Genomic DNA, 26,657 nt, shown 5'->3' on the forward strand with positions numbered 1-26,657 from the left:
GGATGCGGGCGGTGTGCCGGGATATCTCGCGGCCGCGGAGGTCGAGGATGACTGGCCGGGACTCCTCGGCGTCCAGGTTCGAGAGGGAGATCAGGGCGGTGTTGTCCTTGGTGGAGGCCGAGGCCGAGATCAGCGAGATGTCGTCGCGGGTGGGTGCGTCGAGGAGGTGTACGGCGAGACTGTCGGCGTCGTGGTGGCCGGTGTTCATCTCGAAGACGTGGTACGTCGGGGTGCGGACCAGGGCGTTGGTGTCCGGGTCGGTGAGGATCATCGCCTGCAGGACGTTGACCGTCTGCGCGATGTTCGCCATCGTCAGCCGGGCCGCGTGCCGGTGGAAGGTGTCGAAGTGCAGGCTGGCGACGAGCGCGTCGCGGATCGTGTTCTGCTGGTAGAGGAAGCCGGGATTGGTGCCCTCGGCAACATTCCACCAGGTGCCCCACTCGTCGAGCACGAGGCCGACCTTGCCGCAGGGGTCGAACATGTCCATGATGGTCGAGTGCCGGCGCAGCAGTTCGTCGATCTTGCCGGCCTTCGCCAGGGTCGCGTAGTACTCGTCGAGGCTGAAGTCGGTGGCGTGGCCCTTGTCGTCCCAGTCGCCGGCGATCGTGTAGTAGTGCAGGGAGAGCCCCTGCAGCGGGCCCTTGCCGCAGCCGCCGATGGTGCGCATCAGCGTCTCGGTCCACGCGTAGTCGTCGGAGTTCGCGCCGGTGGCGACCCGGTACAGCTTGTTGTCGCCGTGGTCGCGGCAGTAGGTCGCGTACTGCCGCGCCAGGTCGGCGTACGCCTCCGCCCGCATGTTGCCGCCGCAACCCCACGACTCGTTGCCGATGCCCCAGAAGGGGACCCGCCACGGCTCTTCGCGGCCGTTGGCGCGCCGCAGGTCGACCATCGGTGACGCGCCGACGCCGGTCAGGTAGTCGACCCACTCGCGCATTTCGCGGACCGAGCCGGATCCGACGTTGCCGCTGATGTACGGGTCGGCGCCGAGCAGCTCGCACAGGTCGAGGAACTCGTGGGTGCCGAAGCTGTTGTCCTCGACGACGTTGCCCCAGTGGGTGTTCACCATCGTCGGCCGCTCGTCGCGCGGACCGACGCCGTCGCGCCAGTGGTACTCGTCGGCGAAGCAGCCGCCCGGCCAGCGCAGGTTCGGGATCTGCAGCGCGCGCAGCGCCTCGACCACGTCGGTGCGGATACCGCGGATGTTCGGGATCGGGGAGTCCTCGCCGACCCAGAACCCGCCGTAGATACAGCGGCCGAGATGCTCGGCGAAGTGCCCGTAGAGGTGCCGGCTGATCCGCGGTCCGGGCAGATCCAGATCGACAACCGCACGCGTGGTGGTCACAAGTAAGTCCTCTGGGTCGGTGGAGCAGACCGATCGAGTATATCGATAAACAATCCTGCGGCTGGGCTCGCTCTTGACCCTCTGATGAGCCCGCACCTACATTCGTCGAAGCGCTTCGACACTAGGTCGAAGCGACACAGCACCGAGCGACACCGCCGACCGGAAGGCCGCAGATGAAGTTCACCGATGGTTACTGGCAGTTGCGGCCCGGGGTGACCCGGTTGTCGCCCGCCGGTGTGGAGAGTGTGGAGGCCGGGGAGCGGTCCGTGACCGCGTTCGCGCCCGCCCGCCGCATCGACCGTCGCGGTGACACCCTGAACCAGCCCTTGTTCACGATCACCCTCGATGCGCCGGCCGAAGGCGTCATCGGGGTCCGGATCGTGCACCATGCCGGGGGAGTCCCGGCCCGGCCGGCGTTCGAGCTGGAGACCGACGATCTGCACCCGGTCAAGGTCGAGGTGGACGACACGACTGCGCGGTTGACCAGCGGCGACCTGACCGCCGTACTGCGGCTCGACGGGCCGTGGGACCTGCGCTTCGAGGACGGACGCGGTGAGCTGACCGGGTCGGGTGCCCGGAGCGTCGGGCTGATCACCGACTCGGAGGGCCGGCAGTACCTGCATGAGCAGCTCTCGCTGGGAGTCGGCGAGAGCATCTACGGGCTCGGTGAGCGGTTCGGTCCGTTGGTGAAGAACGGCCAGGTCGTCGACATCTGGAACGCGGACGGCGGTACGTCGAGCGAGCAGGCGTACAAGAACGTCCCGTTCTTCTCGAGCAGCCGAGGGTACGGCGTACTGGTCGACACGCCGGCGCATGTGTCGTTCGAGGTCGGGTCCGAGGTTGTCTCGCGCAACCAGTTCAGTGTCGAGGGACAGGAACTGCGGTACCTCGTCTTCGCCGGCCCGACTCCGAAGGACGTCCTGCGCCGCTACACCGGCGTGAGCGGGCGCCCGGCGCGGGTGCCGGCGTGGTCGATGGGGCTGTGGCTGTCGACGTCGTTCACGACGGACTACAACGAGCCGACGGTGGCGTCGTTCGTCGACGGGATGGCCGAACGCGATCTCCCGTTGAGCGTCTTCCATTTCGACTGCTTCTGGATGCGGCAGTTCCACTGGTGTGACTTCGTCTGGGATCCGATCGCGTTCCCGGACCCGGCCGGTATGGTCCGGCGGCTGAAGGAACGCGGCCTGCGGGTGAGCCTCTGGATCAACCCGTACATCGCGCAGCGGTCGGTGCTGTTCGAGGAAGGGCGCAAGCACGGCTACCTCCTCAAGCGTGCCGACGGCTCGGTCTGGCAGTGGGACAAGTGGCAGGCCGGGATGGCGATCGTCGACTTCACCAACCCCGCGGCCACGGCCTGGTACCGGTCCAAGCTGCAGAGCCTGATCGATCTGGGCGTCGACTGTTTCAAGACCGACTTCGGTGAGCGGATCCCGACCGACGTCAGCTGGTACGACGGTTCCGACCCGGAGCGCATGCACAACTACTACCCGCACCTCTACAACGAGGCCGTGTTCGATCTGCTCCGCGAGAACCGCGGTGACGGGGACGCCGTCCTGTTCGCCCGATCAGCGACCGCCGGTGGTCAGCAGTTCCCCGTCCACTGGGGTGGCGACTGCGAGTCGACGTTCGAGGCGATGGCCGAATCGCTGCGCGGTGGCTTGTCGCTGGCGTCGTCCGGCTTCGGCTACTGGAGTCACGATATCGGTGGCTTCGAGGGCACACCGGACGCCGCGGTCTTCAAACGCTGGGTGCCCTTCGGTCTGCTGTCCTCACATTCGCGGTTGCACGGCTCGGGCTCCTACCGCGTGCCGTGGGCCTTCGACGACGAAGCAGTGGCCGTCCTGCGCAGCTTCACCAAGCTCAAGCTCTCACTGATGCCGTACCTCGCCGACGTCGCCGAACAAGCCCACCTCACCGGTACGCCGATGATGCGGCCGATGGCACTGGAGTTCCCGGACGATCCCGCGGTCAGCCACCTGGATCGCCAGTACATGCTCGGGCCGGACATCCTGGTCGCACCGGTGCTGAGTGCTGATGGCGCAGTGACGTTCTATCTGCCCGAGGGCCGCTGGACCAGCTTGCTGGACGGTAAGCAGCTCAGTGGCGGTCGGTGGTTCACCCAGCAGCACGGCTTCGACACCTTGCCGGTCTACGTCCGTGAAGGTGCGGTCCTGCCAGTGGGTGCGGTCGACGACCGCCCGGAGTACGACTGGGCCGACGGAGTCGAGCTGCGCTGGTTCCGGCCCACTGAAGGTGACGCCCGCCGGATCCGGTTGCCCCGGCCCGGCGGCGAGACGGCCGCTGTCATCGAGCTGACCCTGACGGACGGTCAGCCGGTGGCCGCAGTTGTCGAAGGCAACTGCGACCACTTCACGGTCACCGTCAGCTGAAGGACAGCTCCCGCAGGAATACATCGGCTTCGGCGAACACGACGTACAGCGTGTGAACGCCGGAGCCGGTGGTGATTGCGGTGCTGAGCTGAGTCCAGCTGTGGCGATGACCGGTCGGCTGAATCTCGACGGTGGCCAGCACCGCGCCGTGGTACGGGTCGTCGAGCCGTAGCTCGATCGTGGCCGGCTTGGAGAGTTCGCTGGCCACCGTGAGCAGGCACTCCGACACTCCGGCGCCGAACGAGGTGTCCGCGAACGCCAGCCAAGCACCTGGGTGCTCCGACCGTACGGCGTCGCCCCGCTCGGGCTCGGCGTCAGTCAGCGCGACACCGCAGTACTCGTCGAACGCGTCGGCGCGCAGGGGAGCGGCGGCCAGGTCGCGGTCAGGAATCGGATCACCCAGTACGTCGACCGGCGCGCTGAGCCGGATGTCGGTACACGACCGGCCGATCAGGATGCTGTGCCTGGCCGGCTCGATCCAGTACCGGTCCCGAGTCACGTCCCAGATCGCCAGGTCGGCCGCCCGGACGGTCAGCTCGACCCGCGCCGATTCACCGGGCGCGAGATCGAGATGCTGGACGGCGCGGAGGCGGCGCAGCGGCTGCTTCACCCGCGAGTTCTGCTGATGGGTATAGAGCTGCACGACCTCGTGGCCCGGCCGGAGACCGGTGTTGGTGACCGTGCAGCTCACCTGGACCTCGCCGTCCTTGGCGATCGTCGGCGCACCGATCTCCAGCTCGCCGTACGCGAAGGTCGTGTAGCTGAGGCCGTGGCCGAAGGGGTAGAGCGGGCTGCCACGGAAGTACTGGTACGTCGCGTCGCTCGTGATGATGTCGTAGTCGAGGAGATCAGGCAGATCGGCCTCGGACCGGTACCAGGTCTGCGGCAGCCGGCCAGCTGCATCGGCAACCCCGAAGAGGACATCGGCGAGGGCGTGGCCGTACTCCTGGCCGCCGTGGGCCGACCAGACGATCGCAGGCAGCTCACGCTCAGCCCAGCCGGTCGAGAACGGGTAGCTGCTCGCCATCACCAGGACGGTCCGTGCGTTACCGGCCTGTACGGCGCGGACGAGTCGCTTCTGGCCGGCCGGCAGCTCGAGGCTGATGCGGTCCTCGGTCTCGCGGCCGTTCACCAGCGGATGGTTGCCGACGACAACCACCGCGACGTCGGCGCGTGCCGCGGCCGCGGCAGCCAGTACGGCGCCATCGACGACCCTGGTGAACTCGAACACGGTCGGCTCATCCGTACTGACCTCGATCCGCCCGTCATCCTGCTTGGTGACGTAGCGGCTGGTGGTGTGATGCCGGAGCATGCACTTGCCGTCCTCGACCGGGACAAGTTCGAAGGTTTCGTTGACCACCCAGCTGTTGGGGCCGGGGTGGTCGGCCCGCAGCGTGCCGTCGTCCGTAACGGTCAGATAGCGGCCGGTACGCACCGAACGCAGGGTGCAGACACCGCCACCCCAGTCGAAGAGATCGAATCCGGCGCTGGACCTGGTCAGCCCGACCACGCCGTCCTCGGCGGCTTCCAACGCCGTCCCGTCAGCGCCGAACTGCACCCGATCCGCACCTTCGCAGTACTCGACGGCGTCGGGACCGAGGCGCTCGGTCAGCGCCTTCACCGCAGTCACCTGGTACGGCAGCGTGCCGGAGTACCAGTCCTCCTGCAGGGTGTCCGCGAGTGGACCGAGCACCGCCACTCGCCGGATTTCGGTGGACAGTGGTAGCAGTTCCTCGTTCTTGAGCAGCACGAACGACTGCCGGGCCGCGTCGCGGGCCAGGTCTCGATGCGCTTGGCAACCGACGATGTCCGGTGCCGACTCGGTCTCGCCCACCGGATCGAATTCGCCGAGCCGGAAGCGCAAGGTCAGCGCGCGGGCAGCGGCACGATCGATGTCCTGCTGCGTGATCAGCCCTCGTGCGAGGGCCTCTTCGAGCAGGCCGATGACTTTGCTCGGGTCGTTGTCGTCCTGGGTGAAGCTGTCCACGCCCGCGCGCAACGCCGCCGCGTAGGCGATCGCTCCATCAGCGCAGTAGTCCTGCATACCGAAGAGGTTCGCCGGGGCCCCAGCGTCGCTGACGACCAGCACTTCCTGATCGGACCAGCCCCGCAGTACGTCGTTGATCAGCGGCGTGAGGTGCGCCGGCCGCCCGTTGATGAGGTTGTACGACGGCATCACGGCGACCGCTGCCCCGGCCCGCAACGGTGCTTCGAAGGCCGGCAGTTCGTACTCCCGCAGCACCCGGGCAGGCATACTGCTGGACGTCGTACAGCGGTCGGTTTCGTTGTTGTAGGCAAGGAAATGCTTGAGGGTCGGTGCCGTCTGCAGCGGACCGGAGCCGTCACCGGCCAGTCCGGAGCCGAACGCGATCGCGAGCTCACCGGTCAGCCAGGGATCCTCGCTGTAACCCTCCTCGTTGCGGCCCCACCGGGGATCCCGCAGCGGGTTCACGACCGGCGCCCAGACGTTCAGCCCGACCGCGGCCGGATCCTTGTCGTGGAAGGCGCGCACCTCGGAGCCGACCGCTGCGCCGACGGCGTGCAGCAGATCGGTGTTCCAGCTGGTCGCCAGGCCGACGGCCTGCGGGAAGACGGTGGCGGGGCCGAGCCAGGCGACCCCGTGCAGCGCTTCCGTGCCGGTCCGGAACGGACCCACGCCCAGCCGGGGCACTGGGGCCTGGTGCTGATGCAGGAGTCCGAGCTTCTCGGCCGGGGCGAGCCGATCCATCAGGTCCGCCACTCGCTCGGCCACGGGGCGCTGCGGATCGCGGAACAGGTCGTCTGACTGGGTCATCGGTTGTCGTCTCCGGGCGTTCGGTGGCTGCCGACGGCGGCTGAGAGTAACTACAGCACACCGTCGAAGCGCTTCGACAGTTCTGGAAGGGTCGCACTCCACGGCGACCCGGTCAAGATCCGGGCAGCGGTCGAGGCGAAAGTTTTCGGCAGTTGAGCCGGGGTGGGTCAGCCGGGAATGCGCCCGGCGTCGAGCTGGTCCAGGGAACGGGCCACCGCGCCGATGGCGGTGATGTCGTGTCCGAGGGTCGAGAGGGCCACGCTGCAGCCGCCGGCCTGTGGTGCCAGCGCCTGCTCCTGCAGCTCCTTCTCGACCCCGGGCAGCAGCCACTCGCCAAGGGTTGCGTAGTACCCACCGAGCACGATCAGCCCCGGATTGAGGACATTGGTCAGCATCGCCACGCCCATGCCGAGCCAACTGCCGGTCTCGAGCAGCGCCTTCACCGTCTTGCTGTCACCGGCACTGGCCTGGGCGACAACCTGCTCGACCGCCAGCTGGAGATCGTCGAGCTCGGAATCATCGCGCAACCGGCGCACCAGAGCAGGAATCCCGGCCAGGGCCTCCAGGCAGCCGCGGCGACCGCAGCCACAGAGCGGCCCGTCCGGCGCAATCCGCAGATGGCCGACCTCACCGACGTACCCGAGGTTGCCTTGCAGTGGACGTCCGTCGGCGATGACTCCAGCTCCGAGGCCGGTGTCGCCGGAGATCTGGATCAGGTTGCGCGTGCCTGCGAACGGGCCGTAACGATACTCGGCGAGCGCGCTCAGGTTGGCGTCGTTGTCCACCGAGACCGGGAACGTGGGGTGGCTCAGCGCGTCGAGCAGCCGGGGCTTCAGCGGGAAGTCCCGCCAGCCGAGACCAGCAGCCAGTACGACGGTGCCGTCGCGATCGACGAGCCCAGGAACTCCGACCGTCAGCCCAAGGATCTCCCGGCCAGTGGCTTCGACAGCGGCCATCGCCCGCCGGGCCAGCGCACTCGTCGCGGTCAGCGTCTTGTCGGGGCCGGCGCCGCGACCGGGGCCCGAGCGGTGCCAACGCAGGATCTGCCCACCGGCAGCGTCGTACGCGATCGCTGTCAGGCCGCGCGCGCTGATCTCCATCCCGATCGCCGCGTACGCCGATCCGTCCAGCTCGAGCAGGGTGGCCGGGCGGCCGACCTTGTTCTGCGTCTGCTCGGTCTCGCGGATCAGCCGGCGGTCGATCAGGTCACCGACGATGTTCGTGATGGTCGCCTTGTTCAGGCCGGTGCCGCCGGCGATGGCGGCCCGCGAGCAAGGGGCGTTGGCCCGCAGGAATCCCAGCACTGCGGACAGATTGGTGGCCCGGACATCGCTGTAGCCGGCGGTGAGTGTGCTCAACGTGTGTCCGTTCGGAGTCGGTGATGTCGTGATTCGTTATCGGAGGTCTTCAGTCTGGCATCTTGTCGCGGCCCGGCGCATCCTCTACTTTGTTTGGCGTCAAGCCAAACTAACTCTAGCTCGGAACGTCCGTCGTTCCCAGTGGAAGGACTCACCGTGACCGGAACTGGAAGCAGCGGACCGAACCGCCGGAGTTTTCTCGCCCTCGTCGGAGCCGGTACGGCGGCCGTCGCCGGCGGCGCGTCGCTGACCGCCTGCTCGGACGGTGGTGGCGGTGGTTCGACCACCGCCGGCCGCGCCGAGGCCACCACCAAGATGACCGGGCTGCTGCCGAAGTACACCGCCTACGAAGGGGTGAAGCCCGATCTGCCTGGTGAGAACGGCGCCGCCCCCGGGTTCACGAAGTACCCGACCCAGCTCACCCGCGCGGTCGCCGAGCCCCCCGTGAAGAGCGGCAAGGAGGTCACGGCGATGACCCCGCTGTGGGCCCCGGCCCCGCCCGGACTGGGCAGCAACTCCTACTACGCCGCCAACAACGAGCGGATCGGCGCCGGAGTTCGGTTCAACATCGTCAACGGGATCGACTACGGCGACAAGCTCGGACCGCTGCTTGCGTCCGGCAACATTCCGGAACTGCTCTGCATCCCGGGCTGGAACATCAGCGGTCTGACCCGGTTCGGCCAGGCTGTGGACAAGCTGTTCGAGGATCTGACCCCGCATCTGGCCGGTGACAAGGTGTCGCCGTACCCGATGCTCGCGAACCTGCCGACCTCGGCGTGGGCGTACGCGGTGTGGAACTCGCAGCTGAAGGCGGTCCCGTTCCCGTCCGACGGCATTCCGTGGCTGCTGTACTACCGCAAGGACCTGATGGACAAGGTCGGCGCGCAGCCGCCGAAGACGATCGCGGATCTCGAGGCGCTCGGCAAGCAACTGACCGATGCCAAGCGCAAGCAGTGGGCGTTCGGTTCGATCGCCGACGAGGTGCAGCGGGCGTACGGCGTACCGGCGGGGTGGCGCAAGGACTCCACCGGCAAGCTGGTCAACAAGATCGAGACGCCGGAGTTCGAAGAGGCCGTGGCCTTCGTCCGCAAGACGTTCCAGAACGGCTGGGTGCACCCGGAGGTGGTGGCGAACTCCGGCGGCGACCAGAAGCCGCTGTTCGAGGGTGGGCAGATCGTCATCCGCCAGGACGGTACCGGCACCTGGGGCGAGACACTGCAGCGCCAGCAGACCATCAACCCGTCGTTCCAGATGCAGGCGGTGCTGCCGTTCGCCCACGACGGCGGGACGCCGATCGTCTGGTCGGGTGACCCGGCCGGCATCTTCACCTTCGTCAAGAAGGGCCTGCCCGCCGACCGGATCGCGGAGCTGCTGGGGGTGCTCAACTACACCGCGGCGCCGTTCGGCACCGAGGAGAACCAGCTCTACAACTACGGTCTCGAGGGCAAGCACTACACCCGCCAGCCGTCCGGTGCGCCGAAGCTGACCCCGCTGGGCCAGAAGGAGATCGCGCCCACCTACCTCTTCCTCGGTGGCCGCCCGCTGGCGATCACGACGAGCGAGTACCCCGGCTATGTGGAGTCGATGAGCGCCTTGCAGAACGCGATCGCCAAGGTCCGCGAGAAGAACCTGTTCGAGGGCATCCGGGTCGAGCAGCCGGCCAAGTTCGCCGCGCTGGCCACGCCGTTCGACGACAAGGTCCAGGACATCTACCGCGGCCGCCGGCCGATGAGTGACCTGAAGGTCGCGGTCAAGGAGTGGCAGACCAAGGGTGGCGACGCCGGTCGCGACTTCTATGCGAAGGTGCTCAGTGACAACGGTCGCTGAGGCCCGCCGCCGCACCGGCCGCAGCAGCAGAGGCGGCGGCGCCAACTGGCGACAGCGGTTCCGCAAGGACTGGCCGCTGCTGCTGATGGTCTCGCCGGTGGTCGTGCTGCTCGGGGTGTTCCACTACTTCCCGACGCTGGGCAACGTGATCGCGTTCCAGGACTACTCGCCGTACGCCGGGATCCGGGGCAGCGAGTGGATCGGGTTCGGCAACTTCGCGCGGTTGTTCGCCGAGCCGGAATTCTGGTCGGCGCTGATGAACACGCTGACGATCACCGGCTTCCAGTTGGTGTTCTTCTTCCCGATCCCGATCTTCCTGGCGCTGCTGCTGAACAGCGTGCTGTCGGTGCGGGTCCGGACGATGATCCAGGGTGTCGCGTACCTGCCGCACTTCTTCTCCTGGGTGCTGGTCGTCTCGCTGTTCCAGCAGATGCTGGGCGGCTCGGGCCTGCTCGCCCAGGCGCTGCGCACGCAGGGGCACGGCGCCTTCGACATGATGACGAACCCCGACACCTTCCTGCTGCTGGTCACTTCACAGGCAGTCTGGAAGGACGCGGGCTGGGGGATGATCGTCTTCCTCGCGGCGCTCAGCACCATCAACCCGGCGCTGTATGAGGCGGCGGCGGCTGATGGCGCCAACCGCTGGCGGCGGCTGTGGCACATCACGTTGCCCGGCCTGCGCCCGGTGATCGTGCTGCTGCTGATCCTCCGGCTGGGCGACGCGCTGACCGTCGGCTTCGAGCAGTTCATCCTGCAGCGCGCGGCCGTCGGCGCCGAGGTATCAGAGGTGCTCGACACCTTCGTGTACTACCAGGGCCTGCTGGTCGGCGACTTCGGGTACGGCGCGGCCGCCGGCCTGTTCAAGGGAGTCGTCGGACTCGTGCTGATCCTGGTCGCCAATCGATTCGCTCACATGATGGGTGAGCAGGGGGTGTATTCGAAGTCATGACGACGCAGAATCTGACGATCCCTGGCCGGTTGGCCCGGCGCCGGGCCGCCGCGGAGAACAAGCGCCCGTCGTGGGAGGAACCGCCCTCGGTCCCCGGCCGGCTCGGCAAGGGAGTCGTTCTCGGGCTGGTCGTGCTCGCGGTGACGTTCCCCCTGTACGTCGTGGTGGTGACCAGCCTGTCGAGCACCGAAGCGGTCACCCGGGCCGGCGGTCTGGTGGTCGTCCCGCGGGAGCTGACGCTGTCGGCGTACGTCCAGCTGCTGTCCGGGGGAGTGGTCACCAAAGCCTTGGTGGTCAGCATGGGCGTCACGGTGGTCGGGACGCTGTTCAGTCTGGTGATCACCGTCCTGGCGGCGTACGGACTGTCGCGGCCCGGCTCGCTACTGCATCGCCCGCTGCTGTTCGTGGTGCTGCTGACGTTCCTGTTCGGGCCCGGCATCATCCCCAGCTACCTGCTGGTGAGCTCGTTCGGGCTGATCGACAGCTACGCCTCGCTGATCCTTCCGACCGCGATCTCGGCGTTCAACCTGATCGTGATGCGCTCGTTCTTCATGGGTATCCCGGGTGAACTGATCGACAGTGCGCGGGTGGACGGTGCCGGTGAGTTCGGCATCCTGACCCGGATCGTGATGCCGCTGTCCAAGGCAGTGGTGGCCGTCGTCGGCCTGTTCTACGCGGTCAGCTACTGGAACGCGTTCTTCAACGCCTTGCTCTACCTCAACGACAACAACAAGTGGCCGCTGCAGCTCGTGCTGCGCACCTACATCGTGCAGGCCCAGCAGTTGCCGTCCGGTGCCGGTGGGATCGCGGCCTCGCCGGGGATGAACCTGGCTCCCGCGCCGACGCTGGCGATCAAGATGGCGATCGTCGTGATCGCGGTCCTGCCGGTGCTCCTGGCCTACCCGTTCATCCAGAAGCACTTCACCAAGGGCGTCATCATCGGCGCGGTCAAGGGGTGATCAGAACTATGGATCTGAAGCGAAGGAACTTCCTGGCGCTGAGCGCCGGAGCCGCCGCTGTCGCCACCACGTCCGCGCAGCCCGCCGCCGCTGCGGCGGCTGGTCGGCCGGAGCGTTATCGCTGGCGCAACGTCGAGATTGTCGGCGGTGGCTTCGTCACCGGCATCATCCATCACCCCAAGCAGCGTGGACTGGTCTACCTGCGCACCGATATCGGCGGTGCCGCTCGACTGGATCAGCGCACCCAGCGCTGGGTCCAGTTGCTGGAGTGGGTCGGGTTCGAGGACTGGAGCCTGACCGGTGTCGAGAGTCTCGCGCTCGATCCGGCGGATCCGCGGCGTCTGTATCTCGCGGTCGGGACCTACACCAACGACTGGTCTCCCATCAACGGGGCGATCCTGCGGTCGAGCGATCAGGGCCGAACGTTCGAACGTACGGATCTGCCCTTCAAACTCGGCGGCAACGAGCCGGGCCGCTCGATGGGCGAGCGGCTCGCGGTCGACCCGCAGGACGGCCGGGTGCTCTACTTCGGCACCCGCCACCAGGGCCTGTGGCGCAGTACCGATCGCGGCGTCACCTGGGCCCGGGTCGACAGCTTCCCGAGCACCGGTACGGCGGGGATCGGGATCGGCTTCGTCTTCTTTGACCCACGTGGCGCGCGGCGCGGTCGGCCGACGCCGACGATCTATGCCGGAGTCACCGACCTCGCATCGCCGCTGTTCCGCAGCGATGACGCCGGCCTGACCTGGCAGCCGGTCGCCGCTCAGCCGACCGGCCTGATGCCACATCACGGCGAACTCGGTCCCGACGGTTGCCTCTACGTCACCTACGGCGACCGCCCCGGGCCGTACGAGATGTACGACGGCGCCGTGCACAAGCTCGACACCAAGACCGGGGTGTGGAGCGACATCACGCCGTTGCGGCCGAACACCGGTGGCGAGGCTGGATTCGGGTACGCCGGTCTCGCGATCGATCCCCGGAAGCCGGGAACCGTGATGGTGTCGACCATGAGCCGGTGGGGTCCGGTCGACGACGTGTTCCGGTCGGTCGACGGCGGCGCGACGTGGCACTCGATTGCCGAGCGCATCGAGCTGGACGTCTCGGGATCGCCGTACCTGACGTTCCATGGGGAGAAGGCGAAGCTCGGCTGGATGATCGGCGATATCTCGATCGATCCGTTCGACTCGAACAAGGTCATGTACGTGACCGGCGCGACCGTGTTCGGCACCGATGACGTGACGAACGCCGAGCGTGGCCGCAGTACGCATTGGTCGGTGCGGGCCCAAGGGCTCGAGGAGACTGCGGTGCTGGATCTGATCAGCCCGCCGTGGGGTCCGCCGTTGATCAGTGCGCTCGGCGACATCGGCGTCTACCGGCACGACCGGCTGGACGTCGTACCGGCGGACGGTCAGGCGGCGAACCCGGTCAGCGGTACGTCCCCGAGTCTCGACTACGCCGCTGGTACGCCGGGCTTCGTCGTCCGGCTGGCGAATGCCGGGGCGGGGGAGCGTGGCGCGATCTCGGTCGACGCGGGGAAGACGTGGGCGCCGTTCCCTGGTGAGCCCGCCGGGCTGACGCAGACCGGGAAGGTTGCCGTCAGCACCGATGCACGCACACTGGTGTGGGTTTCGGGCAACCTCGTTCCGCACTTCTCGCGGGATCGGGGCGCGACCTGGTCGCCGGTCGAGGGGCTGCCGAACGACGTCACCGTGGTCGGCGACCGTGTTGACCCGTTGCTGTTCATCGCAGTCGCGGCCGGCACCGGGACGGCGTACCGGAGCGTTGACGGTGGCCGAACTTTCGTGCCGACGGCAACGGGGCTGGTGGTGTCCCAGGCCAAGCTGGAGACAGTGCTGGATCGGGCCGGACATTGCTGGCTCGCGGGTGGGAGCGGCGGACTGTATCGCTCGACCGACGGCGGACTGACCTTCGACCGGCTGACCAGCGTGGACGAGGCGGTGACGATCGGGTTCGGCAAGGCGCGACCGGGCTCCTCGCACATGGCGGCGTACGCGTCGGCGAAGGTGGCCGGCCAGTGGGGGATCTACCGGTCCGACGATGTCGGTACGACGTGGATCCGGGTGAACGACGACAAGCATCAGTACGCGTCGACGAACGATGCGATCACTGGTGATCCGCGCGTGTACGGCCGGGTGTTCGTGTCCACGAACGGACTTGGGATCCCTTACGGAGAACTCTGCTGATGAGGGCTATGTACTTCGGCGGCGACTACAACCCCGAGCAGTGGTCGCCGGAGACCTGGAAAGAAGACGCCGAGCTGATGCAGTGGGCCGGGGTCAACCTGGCCACGGTCGGCGTCTTCTCGTGGTCGAATCTCGAGCCCCGGCCGGGGCAGTACGAGTTCGGCTGGCTGGACACGGTGCTGGACCTGCTCGCGGATCACGGCATCGGTGTCGACCTCGCGACACCGACCGCCTCGCCACCACCGTGGTTCAGCCTCAAGCATCCCGAGGCCCTGACGGTCACGGCGGCTGGAACGAGGCTGACCCATGGCAGTCGGGACACGTACTGCGTCTGTTCGCCGGCCTACCGTGAGGCGGCGGCCCGGATCTGCAGTGCACTGGCTGATCGGTACGCCGAACATCCGGCGCTGACGATGTGGCACGTGCACAACGAGTACGGCACGATGTGCTACTGCGATCAGGCCGCGGCCGCCTTCCGCGGCTGGCTTCGTTATCGGTACGGCGATCTGGACGCGCTGAACGTTGCGTGGACGACGTCGTTCTGGAGTCAGCGGTACTCCGACTGGGCGGAGGTGATGCCGCCACGGGCGACGCAGTACCTGGTCAATCCGGCGCAGTTCGTCGACTATCGGCGGTTCTGGTCGGACGAACTGCTGGCCGCCTTCCAGGAGCAGCAGGCGATCCTCCGGACGGCGACACCCGACGTACCGGTGACGACGAACTTCGTCTTCGGCAACTGGGTGCCGGTCGATCATCATCGCTGGGCCGATGCGGTGGATCTCGTTGCCATCGACAACTACCCGTCCGGGACCGGTCTGGAACCCGAGGAGCAGACGGCCTTCGCGGCCGATCAGGCGCGGGGCTGGGCACGGCGCGGCGAGTGGCTGCTGATGGAACAGGCTTCGAGTGCCATCAGTGACGGAAAGCGCCTGGCTACCAAGGAGCCGGGCCGGATGTCCCGGATGAGTCTGTCGCACGTTGCCCGCGGGTCGCGCGGTGCATTGTTCTTCCAGTGGCGGGCTTCGGCCGGCGGGTCCGAGCAGTTCCACGCTGCGATGGTGCCGCATGCCGGCCAGGAGTCCCGGCGTTTCCTGGAGGTCTGCGAGCTGGGTGGACTCCTGGGACGACTGGACGAGATCACCGGCAGCGAGGTCGAGGCCGAGGTCGCCGTGCTCTGGGACAACGTGGCTTGGTGGGCGATGCAGGGGACGCACCTGCCGTCGTCCGAGCTGGACTACCTCGAGGCGGTTCGCTCCGCGCACCGGCAGTTCTGGCGGGCCGGGGTCGGGGTCGACGTGGTTCATCCGTCGGCGGACCTGACGCCGTACCGGCTTGTCGTCGTACCGTCGCTGTATTTGATCGATCCAGCTCACGCGGCCGTACTGCGGGAATACGTCGCGGCGGGTGGGCACGTGCTGATCACCTATTTCAGCGGCATTGTGGACCCGAACTGCCGGGTATTTCTCGGCGGCTATCCGGGTGCATTCCGTGAGCTGCTCGGAATCCGGGTCGAGGAGTTCTATCCGGTCGCCGAGACCGAACTGGCCGACGCCGGAAAAGCGCGGTGGTGGAGTGAGCTGCTCGGACCCGAGGGCGCGGAGGTCGTCGACGTGTATGCCGGCGGTCCGCTGGCCGGTTCGCCGGCGATCACCCGGAACTCGTTCGGCGGCGGCGAGGCCTGGTACGTCTCGACCCAGCTTGAGGATGCCGGCTACCAGCGGCTCGTCGAGACGATCTGCCGACGGGCCGGCGTGGAACTGCCGAACTTGCCGGACGGGGTGGAGATGGTTCGCCGCCGGCAGGACGGGACCACGTGGACCTTCCTGCTGAACCACGGCGCGGCCGAAGCCGCGATCGAGATCGACGGGCACGACCTCGTCAGCAAGGGGCCGATCGAGGGTGTCCTGACGCTGAAGTCGGGCGATCAGGCGGTGGTCGAGCGATCCAGTTGAGGCGCGGGGCCGCTGCTTGCGCGTGCGGTCAGCACCGCGGGGACGAGAGTCCCCGCGGGCGGGGCGAGCCCGTCGAGCTTGCCGATCAGGAGCTCCACCGCCTGCTGCCCGATCTGCTCGGCCGGTATTGAGACCGAGGAGAGCCGTGGCCGCTGCCCCTCCGCGACGTCGTCCGCGCAGATCGCCAGCACTGACATGTCCTCGGGAACGCGGCGGCCGAGGCTGCGCAGTACGTCGAGCAGGGGGCCGATGATCGGCTCGTTCTGCACCACCAGGCCGGTCAGCTCGGGCTCGTCGCGCAGCAGTTGCTCGACTGTCTTCAGCACTGCCTCATGGCTGGACTCGCAAGGCGTCTCGACCCCGTGGACGCTGCGGCGGTCGACGCCCGCGCGGAACCCCTCTCGGGTGCGATGCGCGAATCCCGTCTGCCGCTCGTACACAGCCGACGGGGTGCCGAGCAGGGCGATGCGCTGGTGACCGAGGTCGGCGAGGTGGTCGACGCAGAGCTCCGCGGCCCGGACGAAGTCCAGGTCGATACAGGTCAGGCCCTCGGCATCGAGCGGGAACCCGATCAGGATCGAAGGCAGGTCCAAGGCGCGCAGCAGTGGCACGCGCTCGTCGTACAACTCGATGTCCATCACCACGACGGCGTCGACCAGCGAGCTCTGCTGGACCCGCTCCAGACCGGTGGCGCCTTCGTCCGCGGTGAGGAGCAGCACGTCGTGGTCGTAGCGCCGGGCGGTCGTCACGACGGCGGTCGCGAACTGCATCATCACCGGCACGTGCATGCCCGCGCGGAGGGGGATGACCAGGGCCAGCACGTTCGACCGGCTCGAGGCCAGGGCCCGGGCGCTCGCATTCGGCCGGTAGCCGAGGGCGTCGACGCTCGCGTGCACCCGCTGGCGTGTCTCGGGGGAGATCGAGCGCTTCCCGCTGAGAACATAGGACACGGTGCTGGTCGCGACGCCCGCGTGCTTCGCAACGTCGGCGATCGTCACCATGGAACCTACCTCGGGGTCGGAGCTGCAGTTCGGTCAAAGGTGCAGTGGGGTCAGAGTTGCAGGTCGAAGCGCTTCGATAATAGCACTGGCCGAGATATTGACGCTGTGCGTTTGCATTGCGACAGTGGTGGTCCCTGGAGTCGGTGGCGGGTTCTCCCCGCCTTCTTTTACAGCGGTTATCGAAGCGCTTCGATCAATGCTTCGATAAACCGGTCGCCACCGACGCCCACTCCGAGAAGGGAACACAATGATGAAGAAGATGGCTTGGAAACCGGTGGCAGCGCTGGTGACGCTGTTCGCCGCTCTGTTCGCCTCGGCCCTGCCGGCGCACGCCGCCACCTGGGAGTCGAGCGACAAATGGGGCACGTGGTCGAACGGCGGCTACACGGTCCGCAACAACGTCTGGGGCAGCGGTGCCGGGGCCCAGTCGATCTGGGCGAATTCCTACAGCAACTGGGGTGTCTGGGCCAACCACCCGAACACCGGCGGCGTGAAGTCCTACCCGCACTCCGACCGGAACATCGGCCGGCGGATCAGTGCCCTCGGCACCTTGACCAGCAACTTCAACGTGTCCAGGCCGGGCAGTGGGGCCTACTGCACCTGCTACGACATCTGGGCCGACGGCACCAATCACGAGATCATGCTCTGGATGAACAAGCAGGGCGCTGTCGGACCCATCGGCAGCCGGCAGACGAGCGCTACGGTCGGCGGCCACTCGTGGGACGTCTACCGCGGTTCGAACGGCTCCAACGCCGTCTACTCGTTCGTCCGCACCAGCAACACCAACTCGGGCTCGGTCGACATCAAGGCCGTCCTGAACTGGCTGCGCAACAACGGCTGGATGGCCGACCACATCGTGACCGACGTCCAGTTCGGTTTCGAGATCACGTCCTCGAACGGCGGTCTGAACTTCGCCAGCAACAGCTTCGGGGTCAACTTCTCCTGACCTAGCAGGGAAAACAGACGAGGCGCTGCCCACGGGGCAGCGCCTCGTCCAGTTCCAGCTAGCCCAGGGTGGTGGGGGCGGTCACCTCCAGTTCAGCTAGCTGGAAGCGGTAGGCGTTACCTGCGGCTTCGGGAATCGGGAGCCCCAGTTTCGTAGCGGTGACGCGCAGATAGCGGTACGAGCCTGCGGCTGGGAAGGTCTGGGGGCCGAGCACCGGGGCACCACCGCCGTACCCGGTCTTGGTGACGAGCGGTTGGGACCAGGTGCTGCCGTCGTTCGAGCCTTGGATGGTGAAGTCGGCGGGGAAGCCGCGACCGTCGCCGAACTGGTCGCTACGCGGCCACAACGTCACGGCGTCGAAGGTCCGGGGTGCTCCGAGATCTACGCGGACCGACTCGGTCGCGGCGGCGGTCGGGTGCTCGACCGACGTCCAGCCCATGGTCGGGTTGCCCTCGTTCGCTCCCGTGTAGCTGTAGCGGCGGCCGTCGACGAGTGCCGTCGGCCCCCAGCCCTGACCTGCGTTCGTGTACGACGAACTCGGTGCGACCGCCGCGCCCCGCGCGAAGTCGATCGTCGACTGCACGCCTGGCACCGGCTTCGAGCCCGGGGTGTCGGATGACGGGGTGAGTTCGATCAGTGCGACCGCGTTCGATGCGAGTGTCACCGTGGTGGACCAGGTGGACGCCGAGGCGACGACTGTCCGGTCCGACGGCCGGAGCAGCTCGTGCGCGCTGGGCCGCAGGTTCTTCTGGCCGGCGGCGTTGTCGGAGGAGGAGTTCTGCGCGTTCACGTCGTACCTGGTGACGGCGAAGTTGGACGACGTGTACGGCAGGCTGCTCAACGACGGATGGAACGTGGTGGCGTTCAAGGTGTTGTTCCAGAGCAGGATGGTGGTCTTCTGCGCCGCGGCGTCCGCGGTGACCAGACCGTAGGTGGCGGTGCCGTTGTTCCCGCTGATGGTCGTGCTGAGCTTGGTGTTGCCGAGGGCATCGAACATCGCGAAGGCGTTGCCGACCGCCTTCCGCCGCCCGTCGACGGTCAGCAGCCCGAGGTCACCGTTGAAGTCCATGCTCGGACGCCAGCCCTCGAGCCCGCTGAAGAAGTGGATCCCGTTGAGCCCAGGTTCGCCAAGTGCGTCGTACATCCGTTGCAGCGCGTACGACGCGGTCTGGTGCGTGTCCGGCCAGGTACCCGGACCGTTGTTCATCGACGCGGTGGAGTTCCACTCGGTGATGTACAGCTGCTTGGCCGGGATGCCGCGGCGGGAGAGTTCACCGCGGATGCCCTGGGTGCTGTTGAATTCGTTGGGGCCGTACGAGTGCCAGGACACGAAGTCGCAGGGGATGCCGGGGTTGGCGGCGATGTAGTCGAGCCATCCGCCGAGCAGTCCGACGGTCGGTGCCGCGACACCGGGTCCGCCGACCTTTGCGGTCGGGTCGCCACGGCGGACGGCCTGGGCGCTGGCGCCGTACAGCTGGTTGTACTGTGCTGTTGTGCCGGTCCAGAAGCCGGCCTTGTTGTCGGGTTCGTTCCAGACCTCCCAGTTCCAGCCGCGGTAGCCGGAGCCGGGCATCGCGGCGTAGTGGGAGACCATCGCCTCGACCGCGCGGCCCCAGGCGGCGTAGTCCCTCGGCGGGCTGAACAGGCCGTTCGTGGCGAACGCGCCCGGCATGTAGCTGAGGCTGATCCAGGGGCGGATGCCGTTGTCGACCAGGGGCTTCAGTACGGCGTCGAGTTTGCTGAAGTCGAAGTTGTCGACGCCCTTCACGACACCGTAGAAGCTGTCGTCGAAGACGTGGTCGACGCGGATCTCGCGCAGGCCGAGGTCGGCCAGCTCGTCGGCGTGATCGGCGAGGACGTGCAGATTCTGCAGGGTCAAGTAACCGCCCTGCGAGGCCCGGAGCACGAGCTCCTTGTTGAGCGTGCCGTTGTCGGTTCCGTAGACGGCTGACACCTCGACGGTCGCAGCGGGTGCTGCGCGAACCGTCGCCGGTATCAGCGCGAGGACAAGCGGCAGAAGTAGTGCGGTCCAGCGGCGCATCGGTATCTCCTTGAGGGTTGGGCGGCTGATCAGCCTTTGATCCCGCCGGCCATCACTCCGGCCAGAATGCGGCGCTGACCGAGGACGAAGACCAGGACGAGGGGAAGGCTGACCACGATCACGTCGGCGAAGACGTAGTTCCAGTTGGTCGAGTGCGAGTTCGAGCTGACGACAGCGAACAGGCCGAGCGGCAGCGTCTGCCGGCTCTCACCGCTGAGCAGGAAGAAAGCGTAGAAGAAGTCGTTCCAGATGAAGACCCAGAGCACGATCCCGGCCGCGAACAGCACCGGCCCGAGCAACGGGAAGACGATGGTGGCGAAGATCCGCAGCCGGCCCGCGCCTTCGAGCTGCGCGGCCTCTTCGAGTTCCCGTGGTACCGAGCGGACGAAGCCGGTGATGAGGAAGATCGCCAGCGAGAGGTAGACGCCGGCGTACAGACCGATCAGCGACAACCGAGTGCCCTGCAGGCCGAGCTGGGCGTCGAGGTAGACCGAGGTGATGACCGGCGCCGGTACGAGGATGCCGACGATGCTGGCGTAGAACAGCAGCCGGACCGGGCGGGATGCGCTGCGCCCGAACACCCACGCGGCCATCGACCCGGCGATCAGGATGAACGCGACCGACCCGGCCGTGATCAGCAGGCTGTTCAGCAGACCGACACCGGCGCGGCCCTCGGTCAGCACGGTGCGGAAGTTGTCGACGAGCGCCCAGTCGTGCGGCAGACCGAACCCCGGGGTGCGCGCCTCGGCGAACGGCTTGGCCGCGTTCACCAGCACCATCCACAGCGGTACGCCGATCACCAGGCCGGCGACCACGGACAGGGCGACGTACTTGATCGTCCTCATGCGTCGACCTCCCGGCGGCGGAGGGTCAGCAGCAGCGGGAAGGCGACTGCGCAGACCAGGAGCAGGAGGAGCAGGCCCATCGAGATCGAGTAGCCGTAGTACCCCTGGGCGTACTGCTGCTGGATGAACATGTTGAGGACCTGCGTCGAGTCGCCCGGGCCGCCGTTCGTCATCGCGAAGACGATGTCGAAGGTGTTGAACGCGCCGATCAGCGTGGTGACGAAGTTGAACGTGATCGCCGGTGCGAGCAGCGGTAGCTGAATGGATCGGATGGTTCGCCAACGGCTCGCTCCGTCGGTGCGGGCGCTCTCCAGCAGCTCGCCGGGGATCGCGTTCAGGCCGGCGATGTAGACGAGCATGTTGACGCCCATGAACTTCCAGGCGTTCACCAGCGCGACCACGACGATCGTCCAGGTGGTGCTGCCGAGCCACGAGACCTCGATCCCGGCGGCTCGGTTCAGCGGACCGTCATCGGCGAGCAGGGCCTTGAAGACATAACCCGCCGCGAGCGGTGAGATCAGCACCGGCAGGAAGAACATCGCGCGGAAGAAGGCATGCACGCGGCTCGGCTTCTCGAGGGCGAAGGCGAGCAGGAGCCCGGCCAGGTTCTGCGCGATCATCACGACCACCGCGTAGATCACGGTCACGCGTAGACCGGTGCTCAGGGCACCTTCCTGGAGCAGCTCGCGAAAGTTCGCCAGCCCGGTGAACGCGATCGTGTCCTTGTACGCCGACCAGTCGGTGAACGCGAGCGCGAAATTCAGCAGGTTGGGGACCAGGTAGAACACGGCCACCACGACGAGAGCGGGCAGCAGGAATCCCGCCGTACCGGCTCGGGCTCTGAGGGACGTGGTCATCAGAATCCGGTCAGTCCCGCCGTCTTGGCGCTCTTCGCCCAGGCTGCCTGCAGGTCCGCGGCCACCTGCTCGGGTGTCGACGAGCCGTTGATCAGCTTGCTCATGTAAGTCGGGAAGGGGCCGAAGTCCGCCGCGAACAGCTGCGGATAGCTGGTGCCGTCACTCTCCAGTGCCGCGTACGCCGCCTGTGTCGCGGCCGGGACCTCGGATGGGGTGGTGAAGCCGGTCAGCGCGGGTGCCTGCTTCTGGACGTCGACGAAGTGCTGGTAGCCGGCACCTGAAGCGAACTTGAGGAAGGCTGCTGCCGCCTGCTCCTGCTTGGCGTTGCCGGTCCGCGGCATCTGGACCGAGAACGTCGTCGAGTACGCCGCTGTCGGGCTGGTCGTGGACAGTGCCTGCCAGCCCATGTTCTGGTTCATCGTTGCCACACCGACCGACTTGACGAAGTCCGAGCTGATCCAGGTTCCTTGCGGGATCATCGCTACTTGACCGGCGACGAACTTCTCCTGTTGCTCGGCATACGTTCCGGTCTTCAGGTTGCTGTTGAAACACCCTTCGGTGACCAGCGACTTGTACGCCTTCAACGCGTCGACGACGGCCGGATCGGTCCACTGGGCTTGGTTGTCGTTGAGCTTGTCCTGCAGGCCGGCCTTCATCGCATCGGTCCACAGCATGAACGGGAGGATCTGCGTCGTCCACTGATCGCCGCCCGCGTCGTACAAGGGGGTTGCGCCAGACCGCTTGATCGTCTTGCAGGTGCTGACGAGTTCGGTGAGGTTGGTGGGCGGCTTCGGGACGAGCTGCTTGTTGTACCAGAGGCCGAAGACACTCGGCGGTTCCAGGCTGAGGCCGTAGTTCTTGCCGTCCAGGACGGCGGCGGTCTTGGCGAGCCCGAAGCGTTGCTTGGCCACGAAGTCCTGACCGGTCAGGTCGTACAGGTTCTTCGCCGGGTCGAGGCGACGCATGAAGCTGGCGGTCGACTGGAAGATCATCAGGTCGGGCCGGGTGCCGGTCGCCCATTTGGTCAGCAGGTTCGACTCGTACGGGTCGGGGAAGATCTCCGGCCGGATCTTCGCCCCGGTCGCCTTCTCGAAGTCGGCGAACAGGGACTTGTAGCCGGCTTGGAGAGTGTTCGACTGCCAGACGGTCAGGGTCACGCCGTTCAGGTCGGTGGCTGCCTGCGGGAAGCTCTGGCTCTCGGTCTTGGCCATCGGGTTGCCGCAGCTCGCCAGCAGGGTGGTGGCGAGGAGGAGGCTGAGCAGCGTGCGTTTCATCGAGATTCTCCTTCTCGAACGAAGAGCCAGTCGCCGGGGCCGACGCGATAGCTCGCCGGTCCGATCGGCTCGGCGTTCTGCGGGGCGGTGATGCTTCCGGTGTGCGGCAGGTGGATAAGGGCGGGGCGGTCGGTACGGACCTCGAGCTGGAAGCGGCCGTCGGTGAGGTGCCAGGCGGATCGGACGCCACGGTGTTCAGCTTCCACCCAGGTGAGGTCGCCGACGACGACCGGGCGGATCACGAGGTCGGTCGCGGTGTAGTTCAGACCGGCCAGGTGCTGGGTGAACCAGTCGTCGACGACGCCGAGCATGAAGTGGTTGTGCGAGCCGTGGCCGTTCCAGTACTCCGGGAGGGACGTCGTACCGAGGGTCGTCAGGTGCGCGTACCCCGGGTAGCCGGGGGTGGTGACCAGATCCCAGATGACGTCGTGGCGACCGCCTGCGGCGAGAACCCGCAGGACCGGGCCGAGCCCGATCTCGCCGACGGTGAGGTGGTTGCCCTGCGCAATGATGTCGTCGACGAGCTGCTGCAGGACTGCGTCGCGGGACGAGGCCGGCACGACACCGAGTTCGAGCGCCAGCGCGCCGGAGGCCTGAGTGGTGTAGCGGGGGAAGGCGCGTTGGAAGGCTTCGGCGATCCGTGCGCTCAATTCCTTGTACGGCGTTGCGTCCTCCTGCAGGACTGTCGCGATCTCGTGCAGGGTTTGTACTGCCCGTAGGTAGCCGAACGTGGCAGTCAGCTGGACCGGCGTGGACTCGTCGAACGCGCCCCAGTCGCCGAGACCGTGGTCGAGCAGGTGGCCGTTCGCCTTGCTGGTCAGGTAATCGACGTACCGGATCATCGCGGGGAAATGTTCGCGCAGGGTGTCGACGTCGCCGTACTGGCGGTAGAGGAGCCACGGGGCGAGGACGAGGGCGCTGCCCCAGTTCGGGTCGTCGCGGAAGCCGTGCTCGAACACGGTGTACTCGGGGGCGATGTCCGGGACCAGGCCGTCGGCGGTCTGTGCCTCGGCCACGACCTTGAGCAATTCACGGTAGTAGTCGGCGACGTCGTACCCGAAGGCGATCGGGCCGAAGACCAGGTGGATCTCCTCGAGCCAGCCGAGTTTTTCGCGGTGTGGGCAGTCGGTGAGGACCGAGTACATGTTGGATTGGATTGCTCGGTCGATCAGTGTGTGCAGGGTGTTGATCAGCGGGTTCGAGCACGCGAAGCGGCCGACCTGGCGGTTCGCGGTGCGGAGGACGAGGCCTTCGATCGTGTTCGGGCGCGGCGGGTGGGGGAGGCCGTCGACCTGGACGTAGCGCAGGCCGTGGTAGCGGAACTTGGGGTGCCAGGTCTCGACGCCGGTGCCGGCCAGCGTGTACGTGTCCCAGATCGGGCCGCCGGTACCGTCGGGGGTCTGGCGCACGTAGCCGTTCTCGTCGAGGACCTCGCCGGGGCGCATGGTGATCGTGGTTCCGCGCGGACCTTCGACGGTGAGCCGTTGCCAGCCGGCGAAGTTGATGCCGAGATCGAAGACATACATGCCTGGCTCGGGCTCGGTGATCGCTTGGGTGCTGAGGGTTTCGACCAGCTCGATGGCCGGGGCTGTGGTGTTCGAGAGGGCGGGACCGTCGGTGATCGTCGCGTCTCGCCAGCTGTGGAGGTTGCGGGTGGCGTCGCAGTCCTCACCGCCGTACCAGCTGGAGAAGGTGGTGCGGCCGAGCGCGGTCCGCCAGGTGAGTTCGTGGACGATGCCGTCGAGGCGGAGTTCGGCGTACAGGCGAGGTGGGCCGTCGGAGCGGGTGAGCTTCTGGTACCGGTCGGGCGTCGGCGGGACGTGCGCCATGCCGGGGCCGACCTCGACGGTGATCGTGTTCTCGCCTGCGTGGAGCGCGGCGGTGACGTCGTAGTCGCGGTAGACGACGCGGCGGGAGAAGTCTGTGTACGGCGGTTCGAGGACGGCCGCGCCGACTGGGCGGCCGTTGACTGTCGCGTCGTACACGCCGCGGGCGGTCAGGCGGAGGACGGCTTGGGTGGGCAGTGCTCCGACGGCGAACGTCGTGCGGAAGATCGGGAGGGCGGCCGGTGTGCTGCCGGGCTGCTCCCAGTCGTGGTTGCCGATCCAGTGGGTCACCCAAGGATCGTGCGCTGCCGCGGACACGCCCAGATAGGCCCGGATGAACCGCTACTTGGACGAAACTAACCCCGAGGGGAGGTGGACGCCGTGGCCGAACTGCCGGTTGCTCTCGAGAGTGGCCTGATCTTCTTCACCGAGGAGATCACCGCCGGAGCCGGGCGGCACGTGCACCTGGACAGTCACCCGGTCCACACCCACAGCTTCATCGAGATCTTCACGGTCGTGGCCGGTACCGGCACCCACCTGTCGCCGCTCGGAACCCAGGTGCTGACGGTGGGCGACGTCGTACTGACGCGTCCCGGAGCCTGGCACGCGTTGGAGGATTGCCACGAGTTGGAGGTCTTCAACTGCGGGTTCGCGCCGGAGATGCTGCGGCGGGAGTTGGCGTGGATGCGTGAGGATCCGCTGCTGTCCTACCTGCTGTTCGAGGGGCCTTACACGCCTGGACATCAGGGCGCGCTGGCCCTGCATCTCGAGCCGGCCGTGCTGGCCGAGTACGTCGCTCACCTGGAACCGCTCTCCGACCTGCGGCCACCGCGGACCGAGCGGTACCGCGCCGACGTGATCGGGCGGCTGTCGCTCGGGCTCGGACTGCTGGCCCGCGTCGCCGGTGAGGCGAAGTTCGGTACCGAGGCGCCACTGCGGTTCACGCATCCCGCCGTACTGCAGGCAATTCGGATGCTGGAGGCCGACGTGACGCGCGCCTGGACGCTGCACGACCTGGCCGATGCGTGTCACCTGGCCCCGAACTACCTGATCAGGTTGTTCAAGACGAACACCGGCCTGCCACCGCTCGCGTACCTGGCCCATCACCGCGCCGAGACCGCCGCCATCCTGCTCGGTACGACCGACCAGCCGATCTCCTCGATCGGCGCGGCTGTTGGCTGGCCGGATCAGAGTCACTTCACCCGTCGCTTCAAGGCCTTCTACGGCGTCAACCCGACGACCTACCGTCGGCAGCGCTCGCTTCCGTGACCGGGTCCGTGGACTGGGTGGCCCGGGCGGCTAGCAGGCCGCCGATGCCGGGGACCAGCGAGAGCAGCCAGATGCGGTGGCGGCCCTTCATGATGAGTACGGCGATGATGATGGTGCTCGTGTAGGCGAGGCCGTGGATCGGGCCGAGTGCGCTGGAGATCGCCGGGTGATGGATGGTCGCGAGGTTCGCCAGCAGCAGGATCAACGTGGCGAGCTCGAAGGTGCCGATGACATGCATCAGGCGGCGCGGGTTCACAGTCCGGCTCCGGTGGTCGAGCCCGGGCGATAAATCATCAGTACGACGACGATCGCCCAGAGCAGGTTGAAGATCCCGGTCTGCATCCCCAGCCGGCGGCCGGTTGCTGTGTCCTGGAGGTCGATGAGCAGCCGGCGCTGGCCGGGCAGGATGAGTCCGATCAGTACGGCGGCAGCGATCGCCGTGAGAATCATCGACACGATCAGCCAGGTATCCCCGAGCACCCCGAGCCGAGCCCCGGTCGCCAGCCCGAACACCGGCACGAAGATCGCGATCACGCTGTAAACCCTCGTGATCCGATGCAACACCGCGACCGTCGCCGCCTTCCGCGCATCATCAGGACTCTCAGCCGCAGCACGCACCGCAGGCGCATACATGCTCGCCGCAACAGCCACCGGCCCAATGGCCAGGATCGCAGCGAGCACATGCACCGACAACAAAAACGCCGTCACACGCAGACCTTTCATGGGAGGGTTCGCCTGCACATCCTTGGCCCCGCACCGATCCACCACCACTGGCGATCCAGCCACAATCCACCTGAATCTGGCCACCCACCCCAGCCCC

19 protein-coding genes are annotated in these 26,657 nt (G+C 67.3%); 8 read left to right on the forward strand and 11 right to left on the reverse strand.

What is annotated here, in order from left to right:
• On the reverse strand, positions 1-1,342 hold a 1,342-nt coding region (locus E1261_RS21645; protein ID WP_132409222.1), incomplete at its 3' end, for an alpha-N-arabinofuranosidase.
• 173 nt (positions 1,343-1,515) lie between these two features.
• Between E1261_RS21645 and yicI the strand changes: the two genes are divergently transcribed.
• Positions 1,516-3,735 (forward strand): alpha-xylosidase, encoded by a 2,220-nt coding sequence (gene yicI / locus E1261_RS21650; protein ID WP_132409224.1) that lies wholly within the window; start codon positions 1,516-1,518, stop codon positions 3,733-3,735.
• On the opposite strand, the gene E1261_RS21655 is transcribed toward yicI, so the two are convergent.
• Both E1261_RS21655 and E1261_RS21660 read right to left on the reverse strand, forming a co-directional pair.
• Positions 3,728-6,529, reverse strand: a complete 2,802-nt coding sequence (locus E1261_RS21655) for a glycoside hydrolase family 3 protein (RefSeq protein ID WP_132409226.1) — start codon at positions 6,527-6,529, stop codon at positions 3,728-3,730. The genes yicI and E1261_RS21655 overlap by 8 nt on opposite strands.
• Before the next feature lie 167 nt (positions 6,530-6,696).
• Positions 6,697-7,887, reverse strand: a complete 1,191-nt coding sequence (locus E1261_RS21660) for an ROK family transcriptional regulator (RefSeq protein WP_132409228.1) — start codon at positions 7,885-7,887, stop codon at positions 6,697-6,699.
• Positions 7,888-8,043: 156 nt separating this feature from the next.
• On the opposite strand from E1261_RS21660, the gene E1261_RS21665 reads away from it, so the two are divergent.
• The 5 genes from E1261_RS21665 to E1261_RS21685 are packed head-to-tail and all read left to right on the forward strand — an operon-like array spanning position 8,044 to position 15,778.
• Positions 8,044-9,714, forward strand: a complete 1,671-nt coding sequence (locus E1261_RS21665) for a type 2 periplasmic-binding domain-containing protein (protein ID WP_238176349.1) — start codon at positions 8,044-8,046, stop codon at positions 9,712-9,714.
• Entirely contained in the window at positions 9,698-10,663 is a 966-nt protein-coding gene (locus E1261_RS21670) for an ABC transporter permease (protein WP_238176350.1), read from the forward strand. The genes E1261_RS21665 and E1261_RS21670 overlap by 17 nt, the downstream gene beginning before the upstream one ends.
• Positions 10,660-11,622 carry a carbohydrate ABC transporter permease gene (locus E1261_RS21675; RefSeq protein WP_132409234.1) on the forward strand — a complete coding sequence of 321 codons (963 nt, stop codon included), beginning with the start codon at positions 10,660-10,662 and terminating at the stop codon, positions 11,620-11,622. The genes E1261_RS21670 and E1261_RS21675 overlap by 4 nt, the downstream gene beginning before the upstream one ends.
• 8 nt (positions 11,623-11,630) lie before the next feature.
• Complete coding sequence (locus E1261_RS21680; RefSeq protein ID WP_132409236.1) at positions 11,631-13,826, forward strand: WD40/YVTN/BNR-like repeat-containing protein; 2,196 nt, start codon at positions 11,631-11,633, stop codon at positions 13,824-13,826.
• On the forward strand, positions 13,826-15,778 hold the full coding sequence (locus tag E1261_RS21685) for a beta-galactosidase (RefSeq protein ID WP_132409238.1): 1,953 nt from the start codon (positions 13,826-13,828) through the stop codon (positions 15,776-15,778). The genes E1261_RS21680 and E1261_RS21685 overlap by 1 nt, the downstream gene beginning before the upstream one ends.
• On the opposite strand, the gene E1261_RS21690 is transcribed toward E1261_RS21685, so the two are convergent.
• Positions 15,751-16,779, reverse strand: a complete 1,029-nt coding sequence (locus E1261_RS21690) for a LacI family DNA-binding transcriptional regulator (RefSeq protein ID WP_132409240.1) — start codon at positions 16,777-16,779, stop codon at positions 15,751-15,753. The two genes, E1261_RS21685 and E1261_RS21690, sit on opposite strands and share 28 nt — an antisense overlap.
• Before the next feature lie 250 nt (positions 16,780-17,029).
• On the opposite strand from E1261_RS21690, the gene E1261_RS21695 reads away from it, so the two are divergent.
• Entirely contained in the window at positions 17,030-17,725 is a 696-nt protein-coding gene (locus tag E1261_RS21695; RefSeq protein WP_132409242.1) for a glycoside hydrolase family 12 protein, read from the forward strand.
• 58 nt (positions 17,726-17,783) lie between these two features.
• Here the strand turns inward: E1261_RS21695 and E1261_RS21700 are convergent, their stop codons facing one another.
• From E1261_RS21700 to E1261_RS21720, 5 genes are read right to left on the reverse strand one after another with little or no spacing between them, the layout of a single operon-like run.
• Complete coding sequence (locus tag E1261_RS21700) at positions 17,784-19,766, reverse strand: GH39 family glycosyl hydrolase (protein WP_132409244.1); 1,983 nt, start codon at positions 19,764-19,766, stop codon at positions 17,784-17,786.
• Between the two features lie 29 nt (positions 19,767-19,795).
• Positions 19,796-20,611 (reverse strand): carbohydrate ABC transporter permease, encoded by an 816-nt coding sequence (locus tag E1261_RS21705; RefSeq protein WP_132409246.1) that lies wholly within the window; start codon positions 20,609-20,611, stop codon positions 19,796-19,798.
• On the reverse strand, positions 20,608-21,468 hold the full coding sequence (locus E1261_RS21710; protein ID WP_132409248.1) for a carbohydrate ABC transporter permease: 861 nt from the start codon (positions 21,466-21,468) through the stop codon (positions 20,608-20,610). Before E1261_RS21710 ends, E1261_RS21705 begins: the two co-directional genes overlap by 4 nt.
• The gene (locus E1261_RS21715; protein ID WP_132409250.1) at positions 21,468-22,742 is read right to left on the reverse strand and encodes an ABC transporter substrate-binding protein; all 1,275 of its coding nucleotides are present in this window, start codon (positions 22,740-22,742) and stop codon (positions 21,468-21,470) included. Before E1261_RS21715 ends, E1261_RS21710 begins: the two co-directional genes overlap by 1 nt.
• A complete protein-coding gene (locus tag E1261_RS21720; RefSeq protein WP_132409252.1) occupies positions 22,739-24,859 on the reverse strand; it encodes an alpha-L-rhamnosidase in 2,121 nt (706 codons plus the stop codon). Before E1261_RS21720 ends, E1261_RS21715 begins: the two co-directional genes overlap by 4 nt.
• Before the next feature lie 90 nt (positions 24,860-24,949).
• Here E1261_RS21720 and E1261_RS21725 point away from each other — a divergent pair, with 90 nt between their 5' ends.
• Entirely contained in the window at positions 24,950-25,837 is an 888-nt protein-coding gene (locus tag E1261_RS21725; RefSeq protein WP_132409254.1) for an AraC family transcriptional regulator, read from the forward strand.
• Here E1261_RS21725 and E1261_RS21730 read toward each other — a convergent pair.
• Both E1261_RS21730 and E1261_RS21735 read right to left on the reverse strand, forming a co-directional pair.
• A complete protein-coding gene (locus E1261_RS21730; RefSeq protein ID WP_132409256.1) occupies positions 25,797-26,093 on the reverse strand; it encodes a hypothetical protein in 297 nt (98 codons plus the stop codon). The two genes, E1261_RS21725 and E1261_RS21730, sit on opposite strands and share 41 nt — an antisense overlap.
• A complete protein-coding gene (locus tag E1261_RS21735; protein WP_132409258.1) occupies positions 26,090-26,545 on the reverse strand; it encodes a hypothetical protein in 456 nt (151 codons plus the stop codon). The genes E1261_RS21730 and E1261_RS21735 overlap by 4 nt, the downstream gene beginning before the upstream one ends.
• Positions 26,546-26,657: the final 112 nt, after the last annotated feature.

The sequence above is a fragment of the Kribbella albertanoniae genome (genome assembly GCF_004348455.1).
GTDB classification, from domain to species: Bacteria; Actinomycetota; Actinomycetes; order Propionibacteriales; family Kribbellaceae; genus Kribbella; species Kribbella albertanoniae.